We start from the raw sequence: 14529 nt of genomic DNA on the forward strand, positions 1-14529 counted from the left end.
CCGACCTGGTCGGCGGCGAAGCCCAACGTTCCCTTGAAGCGCAGTAGAGCGGCCCCGCCAGCGGCGGCGCCGTCTCGATGGCCGCTTTATAGGGGGAGGCTCCTCCGGGTGTCAACACGCTTCTTGAAAGTTTTTCGACAAAAGTGGATCTCGATTGAGAAACTACGCATTTTCAAAGACTTATCCCTTAATTGGCAAACGAGCCCTGACAAATCAGCCTTTTCCTCCGCCAGATCGCAGCTCTCGCCCTCCTGCTCCGCGCTCGCGCCAACCGGCACGATCCGCTAGCTCCGGCCTTGTTCCCCGCGCTCCGCCTGCGCATACCCGATCATGATGGGCGTTCCGGCCCATGGCCCTGCCCGTCACGGAGCGGTTCGAGCGATGAGCAATTCCCTCCTCTATCTCTCGCACAAGGACGTCGCGGCCTGTGCCGTATCCCCGCGCGAGGCGCGCGAGGCCGTGCTGCGCACTTTCCGTGATCATGCCGCCGGACGAAACCGCAGCCTGCCGAAGAGCGCGCTCGCCCTCGGACCCGGCCATGCCTTTCAGGCGATGACGGCGGCATCAGAGGCTCAGGAGATCGCCACAGTGAAATGGGTCGCCTCCGCGCCGTCACAGCCGGGCAGCGCTGTGCCAAGCGTCAGCGCTCTGATCTGCGTCAGCGACTATGCCACCGGCGCACCGCTCGCCATCCTCGACGGCGACGAGATCACGCTGGTGCGGACCGCGGCGATGTCGGCAGCCGCCGCCTCGCTGCTTGCGCCGCCGGATGCGCGCACGATCGGCTTCGTCGGCTGCGGCCTGCAGGCTCATGCCCACCTCGCCGCCTTCCATGATCTTTTCCCCGGCCTTTCGACCACGCTGATGCTGAGCCGCAGCCGCGGTTCGGCCGATTGCCTGGCGGAAGTCGCCTCAACGCGGGGCCTCGCCACCGAAATCGTCGACGATGCCGATGCGCTCCTCGCCCGAGCCGACCTCGTCATCTCGATGGTGCCGGCAGCACCGGGCCTGCGCCCCTTCCTCAATGCCACGCGCATGAAGCCGGCCGCCTTTGCCGCTGCCGTCGATACCGGCCGCAGCTGGCTGCCGGAGGCCTTGCCCGCCTTCGACATCCTGGTCACCGACAGCCTGGCCCAGTCGCAGGCGCCCTACGACGTCGACGGGCAGCCGGTCACCAGTGTCCGCTTCAGCCATGATCTCACCGGCCTGTCACAGACACCGCTGGCCGATGCCGGCACGAAGCGTTCGCTGTTCTGCTTCCGCGGCTTTGCGCTGGCCGATCTCGCGCTCGCCCATCTCGTCCTGGAGAAGGCACGGGCCGCTGGCATCGGAACCTCCCTGCCGCGGTAGAGCCGGATGATTGGAGCAGGATCATCGCGAAAAACCGGTTCCCACTTTTTCGCGTCCTGTTCCTGCAACCCTGCCATGCGCCGGCTTTCCCTTCGCGCATCGGAGGCCTACCTTTCCCGGTATCGCAGCGGTCCGGATAGGCGAAGACGATGACGAAGGGTTCCGATCTCCTGGTGGCAGCCCTCGAGAACGAGGGCGTCGACCGCATCTTCGGCGTTCCCGGCGAGGAGAACCTCGACGTCGTCGAGTCGCTCCGGACCTCGAAGATCGAGCTCGTCCTGACCCGGCACGAGCAAGCCGCCGCCTTCATGGCCGCGACCCATGGCCGGTTGACGGGCAGGCCCGGCGTCTGCATCGCGACACTCGGGCCGGGTGCACTCAATTTCTCCACGGGCGCGGCCTATGCCCATCTCGGCGCCATGCCGATGATCCTGATCACCGGCCAGAAGGCGATCATGAGCGCCAAGCAGGCGCGCTTCCAGATCGTCGACGTCGTCGCCTCGATGAAGCCGCTGACCAAGATGACCCGGCAGATCGTCAGCGGCGCCAGCATCCCGTCGGTGGTGCGCGATGCCTTCCGCGTCGCGATGGAGGAACGGCCCGGCCCGGTGCATCTCGAACTGCCGGAGGACATCGCCGGCGAGGAGGTCGCCGATGTGCCGCTGATCCCGGTGCATCCGCTGGAGCAGCCGGTGGCGGATCCGAGGGCGGTCGCGCGCGCGGCCGAGATGATCCTCGCTGCCAAGCGACCACTGGTGATGATCGGCGCCGCCGGCAACCGGCCACGGCTGGTCGAGCCGCTCTCCGATTTCGTGCGGCGGGTGAAGCTGCCCTTCTTCAACACCCAGATGGGCAAGGGCGCCGTCACCGGCGGCTCGAACCTTTATATGGGCACCGCCGCCCTGTCCGAAGGCGACTATGTCCACCAGGCGATCGACCGGGCCGACCTGATCATCGCAATCGGGCACGACACGATCGAGAAGCCGCCCTTCCTGATGCGGAACGCCGGCGGGCCGAAGGTGATCCACGTCGGCTACCAGTCGGCGACGGTCGAGCAGGTCTATCATCCCGATGCCGAGGTGGTCGGCGATATCGGCGCGACGGTGGCAGCGCTCGCTGAACGGCTCGGCGGCCGGCTCGAGGCTGATCCGGTCATGCTGGAGCTGCGCCAGAAGATCCTCGCGCATCTCAACGACCGCTCCGAGGAGGATCGCTTCCCGATCACGCCGCAGCGGATCGTCCATGACATCCGGGCGGTGATGCCGGAGGACGGCATGGTCTGCCTCGACAACGGCATGTACAAGATCTGGTTCGCGCGGAACTACCGCACCCATGTCGCCAACACGCTGCTGCTCGACAATGCGCTGGCGACGATGGGCGCCGGCCTGCCCTCGGCGATGATGGCGGCGATGCTGCATCCCAAGCGCCGGGTGATGGCGGTCTGCGGCGATGGCGGCTTCATGATGAACAGCCAGGAGATGGAGACCGCTGTCCGCCTCGGCCTCAACCTCGTCGTCGTCGTCCTCAACGACAACGCCTATGGCATGATCCGCTGGAAGCAGGCGGTCGATGGCTTCAAGGATTACGGCATGAGCTTCGGCAATCCCGATTTCGTCACCTATGCCAAGGCTTATGGCGCCAAGGGTTCGCGCGTCGGCTCGGCAGCCGAACTGGTGCCGACGCTTGAAGCGGCTTTCAAGGGCGGCGGCGTCCATCTCGTCGAGATACCGATCGATTATTCGGAGAACACGCGCGTGCTCGTCGAGGAGCTGCGCAACAAGACGCCGGATATCGAGCTGGCCTGAGCCGAGACCAAGCAAAGGAGATCACCATGCTGCAGGTCGTGCAGGCCTATGATCGCGCGCCGATCGAGGAGATCGCCACCGACGATGCCGCGGCGCTCGAAGCCAAGCTCGCGGCAGCCGAGAAGGTCTTCCGCGATCGCGGCAACTGGCTCAAACCCCATGAGCGGATCGCAATCCTGCGCAAGCTCGCCGAACTGCTGTCGGCCAAGCGCGATCATTTCGCCCGCCAGATCGCACGCGAAGGCGGCAAGCCGCTGACCGATGCGATCATCGAGACGACGCGCGCCATCGACGGCATCCATAACGCCGCCGACGAACTCCGGAATTTCGGCGGGCGCGAGATCCCGATGGGGCTGACGCCCGCAGCCGTGAACCGCTGGGCCTTCACCACCAAGGAGCCGATCGGCGTCGTCGCGGCGATCTCGGCCTTCAACCACCCGCTCAACCTGATCGTCCACCAGGTCGCACCGGCTATCGCGGTCGGCTGCCCGGTGATCATCAAGCCGGCGAGCACGACGCCGCTCTGCTGCCGCGACTTCGTCGCGCTGGTCCACGAGGCCGGGCTGCCGGAGGCCTGGTGCCAGATGTTCATGCCGGAGACGAACGAGCTCGCCGAGGCTCTCGTGACCGACAAGCGCATCGCCTTCCTCAGCTTCATCGGCTCGGCCAAGGTCGGCTGGTATCTGCATTCCAAGCTGGCGCATGGCGCGCGCTCGGCGCTGGAGCATGGCGGGGCCGCGCCGGCGATCGTCGACCGCAGCGCCGATCTCGATCGGATCATCGAGCCGCTGGTCAAGGGCGGCTACTACCATGCCGGCCAGGTCTGCGTGTCGACGCAGCGCATCTTCGTGCATGAGGAGATCGCGGATAGCTTCACCGAGCGGCTGGTGGCGCGCGTCGCCAAACTGCGCACCGGCGATCCCGTTCTGAAGGAGACCGAGGTCGGCCCGCTGATCCTGCCCAAGGAAGCGGATAGGGTAGCGAGCTGGATCGACGAAGCGGTGAAGGGCGGCGCCAAGCTCGCGCTCGGCGGCAAGCGTCTCTCCGAAACGACGCTGGAGCCGGCCGTGCTGCTCGATCCTGCCGCCGAAGCCAAGGTCTCGCAGCTCGAGGTGTTCGGCCCGCTGGTCTGCGTCTATCGCTACAGCAAGCTCGATGATGCCATCGCCCGGGCCAATTCGCTCAATGTCGCCTTCCAGGGTAGCGTCTTCGCGCAAGACATCGACGTCGCCCTGCATGTCGCCGAGCGGCTCGACGCTTCCGCCGTGATGGTCAACGACCCGACCGCCTTCCGCACCGACTGGATGCCCTTCGCCGGCCGCAAGGAATCCGGCTACGGTACCGGCGGCATCCCCTACACCATGCGCGACATGACGCAGGAGAAGATGATCCTGCTGAACCGGCGTTGAGGCCCCTCAGCGCTTCAGCAGCAGCTTGACCTTGGCGAGCGCCGAGTCCTGCTCCTCGTGATAGTCGATCAGGCTGCGGAAGCGCCCCTCCGCATCCATCAGATAGACCGAGGCGGTGTGGTCCATGGTGTAGCCATCCTGCGTCGGGATGCGCTTGGCATAGGCCTTGTAGGCCTTCAGCGCCGCATCGACCTCGGCCTGCGTGCCGGAGAGCCCGACGATGCGCGGATCGAAGGATTGCAGGTAGAGCGAAAGCTGCGACGGCGTATCGCGCTCGGGGTCGACGCTGACGAAGAGCACGTTGAGCTTGTCGGCCTCCGGGCCGAGCTTGCCGAGCAGGGTGGTGAGCTCGAACAGCGTGGTCGGGCAGACCTCCGGGCAATGGGTGAAGCCGAAGAAGACCAGCGTCGGCTTGCCGAGATAGTCGGCCTGCGAGACCTTGCGGCCGGTATGGTCGATCGAGGTGAAGGGACCGCCGACATCGGCCAGCGGCGTCGATACGGCTGCGCCCGAGTCCGGCCGGCCGGGCCCATCGACACGCCACCAGCCGAGCGTGATCGCAGCGGCAGCGAAGGCGACGAGGACAACGGCACCCCAGGCGCCGTAACGGATGATCTTGAGGATCGGCATGGCGCCCTGTCTGGCGTCCGACCTCGCCGGCGTCAACGCGGCGAAATCGACCCGGTCGCCGTTGCCTGCTGCGGCTCATCGTCGCCGCTGGCGCCATAGGGATCGGCCAGCGCCGCTTGTGGCGCGCTGATCTCGACCTTGCCGGCGACCATGCTCTGCATCCGCTCCGGCCCGATATTGCGCAGGATCTTGCGGAAGCTCTGGTGCATGCCGCCATCCATCAGCGCATAGCTCATCGCCGGTGTACTGCCGGAAAGCTCGGCAAGACGCGCCTCGTCGCGGGCACTGCGCGCGGAAACCAGCGAGGCGACCTCCGGATCGGTCTCATAGGCCGGGCACGGCGCACCGGGAACGAAGGCCGAGGCATCGCCGGCCGGATTGAAGACGTAGCGGCCGCCGCAGGTCGCAAGCTTCGGCGGCTGGCGCGTCGCCTCGAAATGATCCGAGCCTTCCTTGAGATTGCGCCAGAAGGCGATGTTCGGATTGCCGCGATGGCGGGCCATATTCTCCGGAGTCATCCGGAAGGGGAAGGCCTGGACCTGGAAGCTGCGCTGTCCGCCGGCAAGAGCCTCGCGCGCGAGACCATAGATCTCGGTGACGCCATCATCGGTCATGGCGTAGCAGCCTGCCGAAGTGCAGGCGCCGTGGATCATCAGGGCCGAGCCGGTATAGCCCTGCGCCTTCTCCAGCGCGTTGGGATAACCGAGATTATAGGACAGATAATACGCCGACCTCGGGTTCATCAGCTCCGGCGTCACCGTGTAGAAGCCCTCCGGCGCCTGCCGGTCGCCCTCGCGCTTCTTCGGGCCGAGCTGGCCCGACCAGCGACACATCGGATAGGTCTTGAGCAGGGCATATTGGCCGGAGCGGTCGCGCTTCCAGACCTCGAGCTCGCTCTCCTTCTTGTAGAGGCGCACCACGATCGGGTCGGCCTGGCTCATGCCCTTGGCCGACATCTGCGAGACGAGCGCGGCCGGCAATGGCTGGTTGCCACGGCCGTCGCCCTCCATCCCGACACAGGACGAGAGCGCGATGGCAGCGGCACCGAGCAGTGCAAGGCGCCGGAGACGCTGAAGAAGAGAGCGATCGGACATGGCTAAAATTATCGGCGTCTGGCGCTAACGACTCGTGAATGTAGCGAGCCGTCGCGCCCGCTACCTGAAGGATTTCTGACCGGCAGCGCTGCCAGCAGCATCAGCACCACGCCGAATGTCAGCGCGATGTCGGCGCCGTTGAAGGTCGGCCAATGCCATTCGCCCCAGTGCAGGTCGAGGAAATCGGTGACCGCGCCCTGGCGCCAGCGGTCGATCGCATTGCCGAAGGCTCCGCCCGCCATGAGCGAAAGGCCGATGCGTTCGAGCCGGTGCCCGACGAGCGTCGCCCAGGCGAGCAAGCCAAAGCCGGCCCCGAACTTGAACAGCCCGAGCAGGCCCGGCCAGGCCTCCAGCGTGTCGCGGAACAGGCCGAAGCTGACGCCGGTGTTGAAGCCGAGGCGCAGATTGAGGAAGGGTGTGAGTTCGATCAGCTCGGGCGGATTGAGCACGATCTCCAGCATCAGCCGTTTGCTGGCCTGATCGAGTCCAGCGGCCGCAAGTGCGACAGCAACGACGAAAACGAGCCTGCGTGGCCAGCTCATGCGGCTTCTCCGGCGACGCCGAGCCAGCGCCGGACGCGGGCTTTGTAGGCGAGATAGGGCTGGCCGAGCGAGGCAGAGAGCACGCGCTCCTCGATTCCGACCTGCAGCCTGATCGCGACCAGCAGCGCCAGCGTCAGCGCCCCCTGCACGAGGCTGGGCAGGACGATGAACAGGCCGATGAAGAGCAGGCCCTGCCCGACGAAGACCGGGTTGCGCGAGATCGCGAAGGGGCCGCTATCGACGATCGCTCCCTGCTCGCCCTCGGCCGCGCCGATGCGCCAGGAGGCGCCCATGGAGCGCTGCGACAGCAATCCGACGCCGGCACCGACGGCGACGAGCAGGAGGCCGAGCCAGTCGAACCAGGGCCCGTCCAGCGCCGCCGCCAGCGGATCGCTCATCACCGGATTGCCGAAGGCGGCGAGCCAGAGCGGCCAGAGCACGGCGCCGCTGAAGGCGAGACGGAAGAGCAGCACCGGCAGCGTCTGCTTCTCCCTGCCCGTGCCGAACAGCCAGACGGAACGGCCAGCTTCCTTCGCCAGCATCCCCGACAGGATGAGGAAGCCCGCAACGTAGGCGATAGCCAGCAGATAGCTGGCGACCTCCATGCCGGACATCGGCATCGCCTCAGCCGGCCTTGCCGGCGTTGAAGCGCAGCAGGCGCAGCGCGTTCGCGGTCACCAACACGGTCGCGCCGGTATCGGCGAGGATCGCGACCCAGAGGCCGGTATAGCCCAGCACGCTGGTGACCAGGAACACCGCCTTCAGGCCAAGCGCGAGCGTGATATTGGTGCGGATATTGCCCATCGCCGCCCTTGCCAGCCGGATCATCGCGGCGATGTCGCGCACCCGGCTCTTCAGCACGGCGCCATCAGCGGTCTCGAGCGCGACATCGGTGCCCGAACCCATGGCGACGCCGATATTGGCGGCAGCCAGCGCCGGGGCGTCGTTGATGCCGTCGCCGACCATCATCACCGGCGCCTGCTGCGAGAGCGCCTTGATGGCGGTGACCTTGTCATCCGGCATCAATTCGGCCTTGTGCTCCAGGCCGAGCGAGCCGGCGATGGCGGCGCCGGTGCGGGCATTGTCGCCGGTCAGCATCACCGAGCGGACACCAAGCGCCTTGAGCTCGGCGATGGCGGCGGCGGCATCCTCGCGCGGCTCGTCGCGCAAGGCGATCAGCCCGGCGAGCTGGCCATCGGCGATGACGGCCGCGACGGTCTTACCGGCGGTCTCCAGCTGCTCGACCGCCTCCAGCGCCGCCGCGTCGAAGCTGGCGCGATCCCTGGCATGACGCGGCGCGCCGACGAAGATGTCGATCTCGTCGAGTTCGCCGGTGACGCCCTTGCCGGCGATCGCGGCTGCGTTGGCGGCAGGCCGCACCGGGACACCGTCCGCCTTGGCGCGGGCGAGGATGGCGAGCGCCAGCGGGTGGCTGGAGCCGGTCTCGACGGCAGCGGCCAGCTCGACGACCTTGCGCTCCTCGCGGCCGAGCGCGACGATTTCGGTGACACGCGGCTCGCCGGCGGTCAGCGTTCCCGTCTTGTCGAAGGCGACGACGCCGGTGCGCGCGGCGGCCTCGATCACCACGCCACCCTTGAGCAGCAGGCCCTGGCGTGCGCCGGTGGAGAGCGCCGCCGCGATCGAGGCCGGCACCGAGATGACCAGCGCACAGGGGCAGCCGATCAGCAGCAGCGCCAGCGCCCGGTAGATCCAGACCGACCACTCGCCACCGAAAACCAGCGGCGGCACCAGCGCGACCAGGATGGCAAGGCCGACGATCGCCGGCATGTAGATGCGCGAGAACCGGTCGATGAAGCGCTCGGTCGGCGCCCTCGCCTCCTGCGCTTCCTCGACCAGGCGGATGATGCGGGCGATGGTGTTGTCGGCAGCCGCCTTCTCGACGCGCACACGCAGCGCCGCCTCGCGATTGACCGAGCCGGCATAGACCTGTTCGCCGACGCCCTTGGTCTTCGGGACGGATTCGCCGGTGACCGGGCTCTCGTCGATGCCGGAGATGCCGTTGGTGATCGCGCCGTCGGCCGGAATGCGATCGCCGGGACGGACCAGCACGATCTGGCCGACCGTCAGCGCGGCGGCATCGACCTGGCGTGTCTCGCCATTCTCCTCGACGATGGCCGTCTTGGGCACGAGATCGCCCAGCGCCCTGATCGAGGCGCGGGCACGATCGGCAGCAACGCCTTCCAGCACCTCGCCAACAGCGAAGAGGAAGACGACCAGCGCCGCCTCCTCGGCCGCGCCGATGACGAGCGCGCCGGTCGCGGCGATCGTCATCAGCATCTCGATGGTGAAGGGCTGGCCGACGGCAACCGCGGCGAAAGCGCGCCGCGCCACCGGCACGACGCCGATCACGCAGGCGACGACAAAGGCCCAGTAGGCGGCCGTCTCGGAGACCGTGAACTTGGCGAGCCAGGCGCCGGCGAGCAGCGCCCCGGTCAAGAGGACCAGCCTGCCCTTGCCGGTCTGGTACCAGGAGACGCCGTCCGGGGTCGGCTCATGGACATGGCCGGGCAGGCCGTGGCCATGGTCGGCACTCTCGGCGGCTTTGCCATGGGCGTGGTCGTGGCCGTGATCGTGCTTGTGGTCATGAGCATGGTCGTGCCCATGCCCGCCGCAGGCCGAATGGTCATGAGCGTGATCGTGATCATGCGCCTTCTGCGCCGGGCCGTGATCGTGGCCGCAGCCGCAAGACTCGGCCGGCTCCGGCGTTGCCACGCGCGGCGCGCTCGCCGGCGTCGCCGTATAGCCCAGACTGACGACGCGCTTCTCGATCGCATCGCGCCGGGTCCGGCTCTCGTCGAGGGCGAGGGTCAGCGTCTCCGACATCACGGACAGGCGGACCTCGGAAACGCCAGGCAAGCGCTCGACCGCGCCGCGAATCTTGGCGGCGCAGCTGGCGCAATCCATGCCGCCGACCTTCCAGGACAGCGTTTCCGTTTCGGTTTTCGCGGCAGTGGCCATGCGTCGTCTCCGCTTGACAGCGTTGCGGGACCACCTACCTACAACCTATAGCCACTACAGCTTCAAGAGGAAAAATCATGCCGCCGGCAAAAACCCTTGAGCGCGTTGTGCCGATCGGGACGCTGGCGGAACGGACCGGGGTCAAGGTCGAGACCATACGCTATTACGAGCAGGTCGGCCTGCTGCCGGAGCCCGAGCGCTCCGAGGGCAACCAGCGCCGCTATGGCCGCGCCCATGTCGAGCGGCTCGCCTTCATCAAGCATGGGCGCGATCTCGGCTTCGCGGTCGAGAGCATCCGCACTTTGCTGCGGCTTTCGGACACACCCGGCATGGCCTGCGACGAGGCGCATGCGATCGCCGCCGAGCATCTCGATGAAGTGCGCGACAAGATCGCACGTTTGCGCTCGCTGGAAGCGGAACTCGCCCGGATCGCAACGGTTTGCTCGGGCGGCGTCGCCGCCAGCGACTGCGCCGTGATCGAGGCGCTGGCCGATCACAGCCATTGCGAGCACCACGGCCACTGAGACACTGACGCAAATTGACCCTGCCGGCAGCCATGCTATCGAAACGGCAGGAGGGCCGATTTTGTCCGCAGGACGCCACAGAGCAGGGATGAGACGCTGGGCAGCGCTGGCCGCGGCCTATCTCGTCGTGCTGCAGGCGATCTTCTCGGGCCTCGCCTCCGGCGCCAATGCGGCGAGCTTCAGCCTCGACCGCTCGCTGGCGATGACGCTCTGCGCCGGCGGCGATCAGCCGATGAGCCAGAGCGACGGTGCTGCGGCCCATGAGCTGATGAGCTGCTGCATTCTCGGCTGCGCCTTCACCGGCGCCGGCGTGCCAGCCGCTCCCGCCGATTTCCTGCCGATCATGCATCGCGCCGTCGATCTCGTCGCCTTCCAGCGCCGGCTCGACCTGCCATCCGGTTTCATCGCCGGTCGCTCCCCAGCGAATCCGCGAGCGCCGCCCGCAGGCCTCTGATCAGGACAGGCCTGCGCGCAAGGTCGCGCCGCCTGCTCCTTGCTGACGGCCGATAGCGGCCTTTCCTCGCCTCATTCGCTCGCGACGGCTCCCTGCCGGCTCGCATGCGCCCCTGAACCAAAGCCGCCACGAGCGGTTGCGCCGGCCGTGCCGGTGCCCTCTCCGTAGGATTCCGATGATGAAATCGCTTTCGCTCGCCGCCCTCCTCGCGGCTTTCGCTACCGGCCCCGCTCTCGCCCATGTCACGCTGGAGACCCAGCAGGCTCCGGTCGGCTCGACCTACAAGGCGGTGCTGCGCGTGCCGCATGGCTGCAAGGGCGCGGCCACGACCAAGGTCCGCGTCCGCATCCCCGAGGGGGTGATTGCGGTCAAGCCGATGCCCAAGCCCGGCTGGACGCTGGAAACCACCAAGGGCAAGTACGAGAAGGCCTACGACTATTACGGCACGCCGACGGCCGAGGGTGTCACCGAGGTCAGCTGGAGCGGCGGCAAGCTGCTCGACGAGCACTATGACGAGTTCGTCCTGCGCGCCTATCTCACGGCCGACCTCAAGCCGGAGACCACGCTCTACGTGCCGATCGTGCAGGAATGCGAGGGCGGCGCGGTCGAGCGCTGGATCGAGATCCCGGCGGCCGGCAAGTCGGCGGACGATTACAAGTTCCCGGCGCCGGGCGTGAAGCTGATGCCGAAGAAGTGAGCGAACGCGGCCGGGTTTTCGCCCGGCCGCGGTCCCGCCATGACCCGGCAACTCCGTCTCCTTCTCATCCTGCTCGACCTCGCCATCGCCTCGCTGGCGACGACGGGACAGGCGCTGGCGCATGCCGCGCTGACCAAGACCGTTCCGGCCGACGGCGCGGTGATCGCCAGCGCACCCGATACATTCAGCTTGAGCTTCAGCGAACCGGTTTCGCCGCTGGTGCTGAAGCTGATCAGCCCGGATGGGACGAGCCGCGCGCTGACGCGCTTCACGCTTGCGGATCGGACACTCTCGATCCCGGCTCCGGCCGATCTCAGCCATGGCACGCATGTGCTGAGCTGGCGCGTCGTCTCCGAGGACGGCCACCCCGTCGGCGGCTCGGTGCTGTTCTCGGTGGGTGCGCCAAGTGCGGCGCCTGCCATCGCGGCAAGCCCGACCGAGCCGGCCGTCCGCATCATGCTCTGGCTCGGCAAGCTCGGGCTCTATCTCGGCCTCGCTCTCGGCATTGGCGGCGTAGCCTTCATGGCGTGGGTCGCCCCGCTGCTCGCGGCCGCGCGCCGGCCGGTTATGATCTTCCTTGCTCTCGGGCTGCTGTCAGTGCCGGTCGCCTTTGCGGCGCAAGGGCTCGATGCGCTGGCTCTGCCGCTCTCCGCGGCGCTTCAGCCCGCAGCCTGGCAGGCCGCCGCTGCGGGCAGCTTCGGCCGCACAGCGCTGATCGCGATGCTCGCCGTGCTCGTGGCCTTGCTCGCGCTCATGCGGCCTGGCTGCGGCGGTCGCCTGCTCGCAACTTTCGCCTGGCTCGGCGTCGGCGCAGCTCTCGCGGCAAGCGGCCATGCCAGCGCCGCCGAACCGCAATTCCTGACCCGACCTGCAGTGTTCCTGCATGCGATCGGCATCGCCGGCTGGGCCGGCGCCCTGCTGCCTCTCGCCTTCGCTTTGCGACAGCCCGACGAGGCGCAGGCGCTGCAACGGTTCTCGCAGCGTATTCCTGTGCTGTTGCTCCTCATCCTCCTCAGCGGCCTCGCGCTCGCCATCTTCCAGGTCGAGCGCCCGCAGGCCTTGCTGACCACGCCCTACGGCCTCGTGCTCACTGGCAAGCTCGTGCTGGTCGCCACGCTGATCGGCCTTGGCGCCTTCAACCGCTATCGGCTGACAAGCGCAGTCATCTCCGAACGCGCGAGCACCCGCTCACTGCTGACGCGGATCATCGCGGCCGAGATCGCGATCATCGTCGCCATTCTCTCGGTCGTCGCACTGTGGCGTTTCACGCCGCCGCCGCGCGCTCTGGCGGCCGCCGCAGCGCAGCCGGCAAGCGTCCACATCCATACCGACAAGGCGATGGCCGACATCAGCGTGATACCCGGCCGCGCCGGCCCGGTGACGATCACCGTCTCGCTGCTCGACGGCGAATTCGGCCCTCTCGCGGCGAAGGAATTGCGGCTTGCGTTGTCGCGACTGGAGGCCGGCATCGAACCGATCGAGCGGCAGGCCGCCAAACAGCCCGACGGCAGCTGGCAGGTCGGCGAGCTGACACTTCCGGTCGCCGGCCGCTGGACCGTCGAGCTCGAAATCCTGGTCTCGGATTTCGAGATGACCCGTCTCAAGGAGACCGTGGAGATCAGGCCATGACAGGTGACATCACACGACGCGACTGGACGGGCCTGGCGGCTGCCGGCGCGCTCTCCGGATTGCTCGCCGGGCTTCCGCAAGCCGCGCTGGCCCAGCCTGCGGGAGCGAGTACGCCGCGGATCGCGATGCTGGTGCATCCCGACATGGTGATGCTGGACCTGATCGGGCCGTTGACCGTGTTCTCCTTGCTACGGGCGGAATTGCATCTGGTCTGGAAGGATCGGCAGCCGGTCACGAACGATCTCGGCCTGCCGGTCACGCCGACAACGAGCTATGCCGATTGCCCGACCGAGCTCGATGTCCTGTTCATTCCCGGCGGGCTGAAGGGCAGCGTCGCGCTGATGGAGGATGCGCAGACTCTCGCCTTCCTCGCCGATCGCGGCGCCCGGGCCCGCTATGTCACGGCGGTCTGCACGGGCTCGCTCGTGCTCGGCGCCGCCGGATTGCTGAAGGGCTATCGCGCCACCGGCCATTGGTACATCCGCGACCTGCTGGCGGCGATGGGAGCGAGCGTTGAGCACAGCCGGGTCGTCACCGACCGCAACCGCATCACCGGCGGCGGCGTCACCGCCGGAATCGATTTCGGCCTGACGGTCGCCGCCAAATTGCGCGACGAAGAGACGGCGCGCCTGATCCAGCTCGTACTGGAATATGATCCGCAGCCACCTTTCGACGCCGGCTCGCCCGAGCGGGCCGGCGCCAGGCTCACCGGTGATGTGCTGACACGGCGCAAGCCCCTGATCGACGCCGCCCGGCGCAATGCCGACCTCGCCAAGACCCGCCTCTCGCTTTGATCACGCAAGGAGCCTCAAGATGACCAAGTTCCGCTTCCCCCTCACTGCAGCAGCCCTCGCGCTGAGCTGCACCACCGCCTTCGCCCAGGACTACAGCGCCGGCCCGCTCAAGATCGAGCAGCCCTGGACGCGCGCCACGCCGGCCGGTGCCAAGGTCGCCGGCGGCTATGTCGCGGTCACCAATACCGGCAGCGCTGCCGATCGCCTGCTCGGCGGCAGCAGCGAGATCGCCGGCAAGGTCGAGATCCACGAGATGGCGGTCAACAATGGCGTGATGACCATGCGCGGCCTGCCCGAGGGCGTCGAGCTCAAGCCCGGCGCCAAGCTCGAGCTCAAGCCCGGCGGCTACCACATCATGTTCATGGATCTGAAGCGCCAGCTCAAGGAAGGCGAAAAGGTCAAGGGCACGCTGACCTTCGAGAAGGCCGGAGCGGTCCCGGTCGAGTTCTCCGTGCAATCGGTCGGCGCCCGCGCCCCGGCCGAAGCGCACAAGCACTGATCGCCGCAAGAAGCTGCGAAATCATGGAGGCCGCCGGGCGAAAGCCCGGCGGCCTTTTTCATGCGTGCTTGACGATCCCTGGCATGGGAAGTACGGTCCATACTAGAAAACAAATGATCCATA

Annotated in this window: 14 protein-coding genes; 9 read left to right on the forward strand and 5 right to left on the reverse strand. The window is 67.6% G+C overall.

Features of this window, described 5'->3' with window-relative positions; translation table 11 throughout:
* Positions 1-381: 381 nt before the first annotated feature.
* The 3 genes from VGV58_RS00005 to VGV58_RS00015 all read left to right on the forward strand — a co-directional run bounded on the left by VGV58_RS00005 (position 382) and on the right by VGV58_RS00015 (position 4564).
* The gene (locus VGV58_RS00005) at positions 382-1350 is read left to right on the forward strand and encodes a hypothetical protein (protein WP_326871905.1); all 969 of its coding nucleotides are present in this window, start codon (positions 382-384) and stop codon (positions 1348-1350) included.
* Between the two features lie 149 nt (positions 1351-1499).
* Positions 1500-3155, forward strand: coding sequence for an acetolactate synthase large subunit (locus VGV58_RS00010; RefSeq protein WP_326871906.1), 1656 nt, complete (start codon positions 1500-1502; stop codon positions 3153-3155).
* Between the two features lie 26 nt (positions 3156-3181).
* A complete protein-coding gene (locus VGV58_RS00015) occupies positions 3182-4564 on the forward strand; it encodes an aldehyde dehydrogenase family protein (protein WP_326871907.1) in 1383 nt (460 codons plus the stop codon).
* 6 nt (positions 4565-4570) lie between these two features.
* Here VGV58_RS00015 and VGV58_RS00020 read toward each other — a convergent pair whose 3' ends face one another.
* Genes VGV58_RS00020 through VGV58_RS00040 form a run of 5 tightly spaced genes read right to left on the reverse strand, consistent with a single transcriptional unit; the run spans position 4571 to position 9809 of the window.
* Positions 4571-5194 carry an SCO family protein gene (locus tag VGV58_RS00020; protein ID WP_326871908.1) on the reverse strand — a complete coding sequence of 208 codons (624 nt, stop codon included), beginning with the start codon at positions 5192-5194 and terminating at the stop codon, positions 4571-4573.
* 32 nt (positions 5195-5226) lie between these two features.
* The gene (locus VGV58_RS00025) at positions 5227-6288 is read right to left on the reverse strand and encodes a murein L,D-transpeptidase family protein (RefSeq protein ID WP_326871909.1); all 1062 of its coding nucleotides are present in this window, start codon (positions 6286-6288) and stop codon (positions 5227-5229) included.
* Positions 6289-6296: 8 nt separating this feature from the next.
* Positions 6297-6830 (reverse strand): signal peptidase II, encoded by a 534-nt coding sequence (gene lspA, locus VGV58_RS00030; protein WP_326871910.1) that lies wholly within the window; start codon positions 6828-6830, stop codon positions 6297-6299.
* Positions 6827-7444: a methyltransferase family protein gene (locus tag VGV58_RS00035; RefSeq protein WP_326871911.1), complete on the reverse strand. Its 618-nt coding sequence runs from the start codon at positions 7442-7444 to the stop codon at positions 6827-6829. Before VGV58_RS00035 ends, lspA begins: the two co-directional genes overlap by 4 nt.
* A 10-nt stretch (positions 7445-7454) precedes the next feature.
* Positions 7455-9809 (reverse strand): heavy metal translocating P-type ATPase, encoded by a 2355-nt coding sequence (locus tag VGV58_RS00040; protein WP_326871912.1) that lies wholly within the window; start codon positions 9807-9809, stop codon positions 7455-7457.
* Between the two features lie 77 nt (positions 9810-9886).
* On the opposite strand from VGV58_RS00040, the gene VGV58_RS00045 reads away from it, so the two are divergent.
* The 6 genes from VGV58_RS00045 to VGV58_RS00070 all read left to right on the forward strand — a co-directional run bounded on the left by VGV58_RS00045 (position 9887) and on the right by VGV58_RS00070 (position 14406).
* Entirely contained in the window at positions 9887-10333 is a 447-nt protein-coding gene (locus tag VGV58_RS00045; RefSeq protein WP_326871913.1) for a MerR family transcriptional regulator, read from the forward strand.
* 88 nt (positions 10334-10421) lie between these two features.
* Positions 10422-10787, forward strand: coding sequence for a hypothetical protein (locus VGV58_RS00050; RefSeq protein ID WP_326871914.1), 366 nt, complete (start codon positions 10422-10424; stop codon positions 10785-10787).
* A gap of 175 nt (positions 10788-10962) precedes the next feature.
* Positions 10963-11484 (forward strand): YcnI family copper-binding membrane protein, encoded by a 522-nt coding sequence (locus tag VGV58_RS00055; protein WP_326871915.1) that lies wholly within the window; start codon positions 10963-10965, stop codon positions 11482-11484.
* A gap of 39 nt (positions 11485-11523) precedes the next feature.
* A complete protein-coding gene (locus VGV58_RS00060) occupies positions 11524-13113 on the forward strand; it encodes a copper resistance CopC/CopD family protein (protein ID WP_326871916.1) in 1590 nt (529 codons plus the stop codon).
* Positions 13110-13907 (forward strand): DJ-1/PfpI family protein, encoded by a 798-nt coding sequence (locus VGV58_RS00065; RefSeq protein WP_326871917.1) that lies wholly within the window; start codon positions 13110-13112, stop codon positions 13905-13907. Before VGV58_RS00060 ends, VGV58_RS00065 begins: the two co-directional genes overlap by 4 nt.
* A gap of 19 nt (positions 13908-13926) precedes the next feature.
* Positions 13927-14406, forward strand: coding sequence for a copper chaperone PCu(A)C (locus tag VGV58_RS00070; protein ID WP_326871918.1), 480 nt, complete (start codon positions 13927-13929; stop codon positions 14404-14406).
* The last annotated feature ends 123 nt before the right edge of the window (positions 14407-14529 follow it).

It is taken from the genome of Allobosea sp. (assembly GCF_035944895.1).
In the GTDB taxonomy this organism is placed as follows: Bacteria; Pseudomonadota; Alphaproteobacteria; order Rhizobiales; family Beijerinckiaceae; genus Allobosea.

What these genes read in the sequence shown, in the direction of transcription:
- VGV58_RS00005 (WP_326871905.1), top strand. Translation starts at nt 382, where the DNA reads ATGAGCAATTCCCTCCTCTATCTCTCGCACAAGGACGTCGCGGCCTGT.
- VGV58_RS00055 (WP_326871915.1), top strand. Translation starts at nt 10,963, where the DNA reads ATGATGAAATCGCTTTCGCTCGCCGCCCTCCTCGCGGCTTTCGCTACC.
- VGV58_RS00050 (WP_326871914.1), top strand. Translation starts at nt 10,422, where the DNA reads ATGAGACGCTGGGCAGCGCTGGCCGCGGCCTATCTCGTCGTGCTGCAG.
- VGV58_RS00070 (WP_326871918.1), top strand. Translation starts at nt 13,927, where the DNA reads ATGACCAAGTTCCGCTTCCCCCTCACTGCAGCAGCCCTCGCGCTGAGC.
- VGV58_RS00010 (WP_326871906.1), top strand. Translation starts at nt 1,500, where the DNA reads ATGACGAAGGGTTCCGATCTCCTGGTGGCAGCCCTCGAGAACGAGGGC.
- VGV58_RS00035 (WP_326871911.1), bottom strand. Translation starts at nt 7,444, where the DNA reads ATGTCCGGCATGGAGGTCGCCAGCTATCTGCTGGCTATCGCCTACGTT.
- VGV58_RS00045 (WP_326871913.1), top strand. Translation starts at nt 9,887, where the DNA reads ATGCCGCCGGCAAAAACCCTTGAGCGCGTTGTGCCGATCGGGACGCTG.
- lspA (WP_326871910.1), bottom strand. Translation starts at nt 6,830, where the DNA reads ATGAGCTGGCCACGCAGGCTCGTTTTCGTCGTTGCTGTCGCACTTGCG.
- VGV58_RS00040 (WP_326871912.1), bottom strand. Translation starts at nt 9,809, where the DNA reads ATGGCCACTGCCGCGAAAACCGAAACGGAAACGCTGTCCTGGAAGGTC.
- VGV58_RS00060 (WP_326871916.1), top strand. Translation starts at nt 11,524, where the DNA reads ATGACCCGGCAACTCCGTCTCCTTCTCATCCTGCTCGACCTCGCCATC.
- VGV58_RS00025 (WP_326871909.1), bottom strand. Translation starts at nt 6,288, where the DNA reads ATGTCCGATCGCTCTCTTCTTCAGCGTCTCCGGCGCCTTGCACTGCTC.
- VGV58_RS00065 (WP_326871917.1), top strand. Translation starts at nt 13,110, where the DNA reads ATGACAGGTGACATCACACGACGCGACTGGACGGGCCTGGCGGCTGCC.
- VGV58_RS00020 (WP_326871908.1), bottom strand. Translation starts at nt 5,194, where the DNA reads ATGCCGATCCTCAAGATCATCCGTTACGGCGCCTGGGGTGCCGTTGTC.
- VGV58_RS00015 (WP_326871907.1), top strand. Translation starts at nt 3,182, where the DNA reads ATGCTGCAGGTCGTGCAGGCCTATGATCGCGCGCCGATCGAGGAGATC.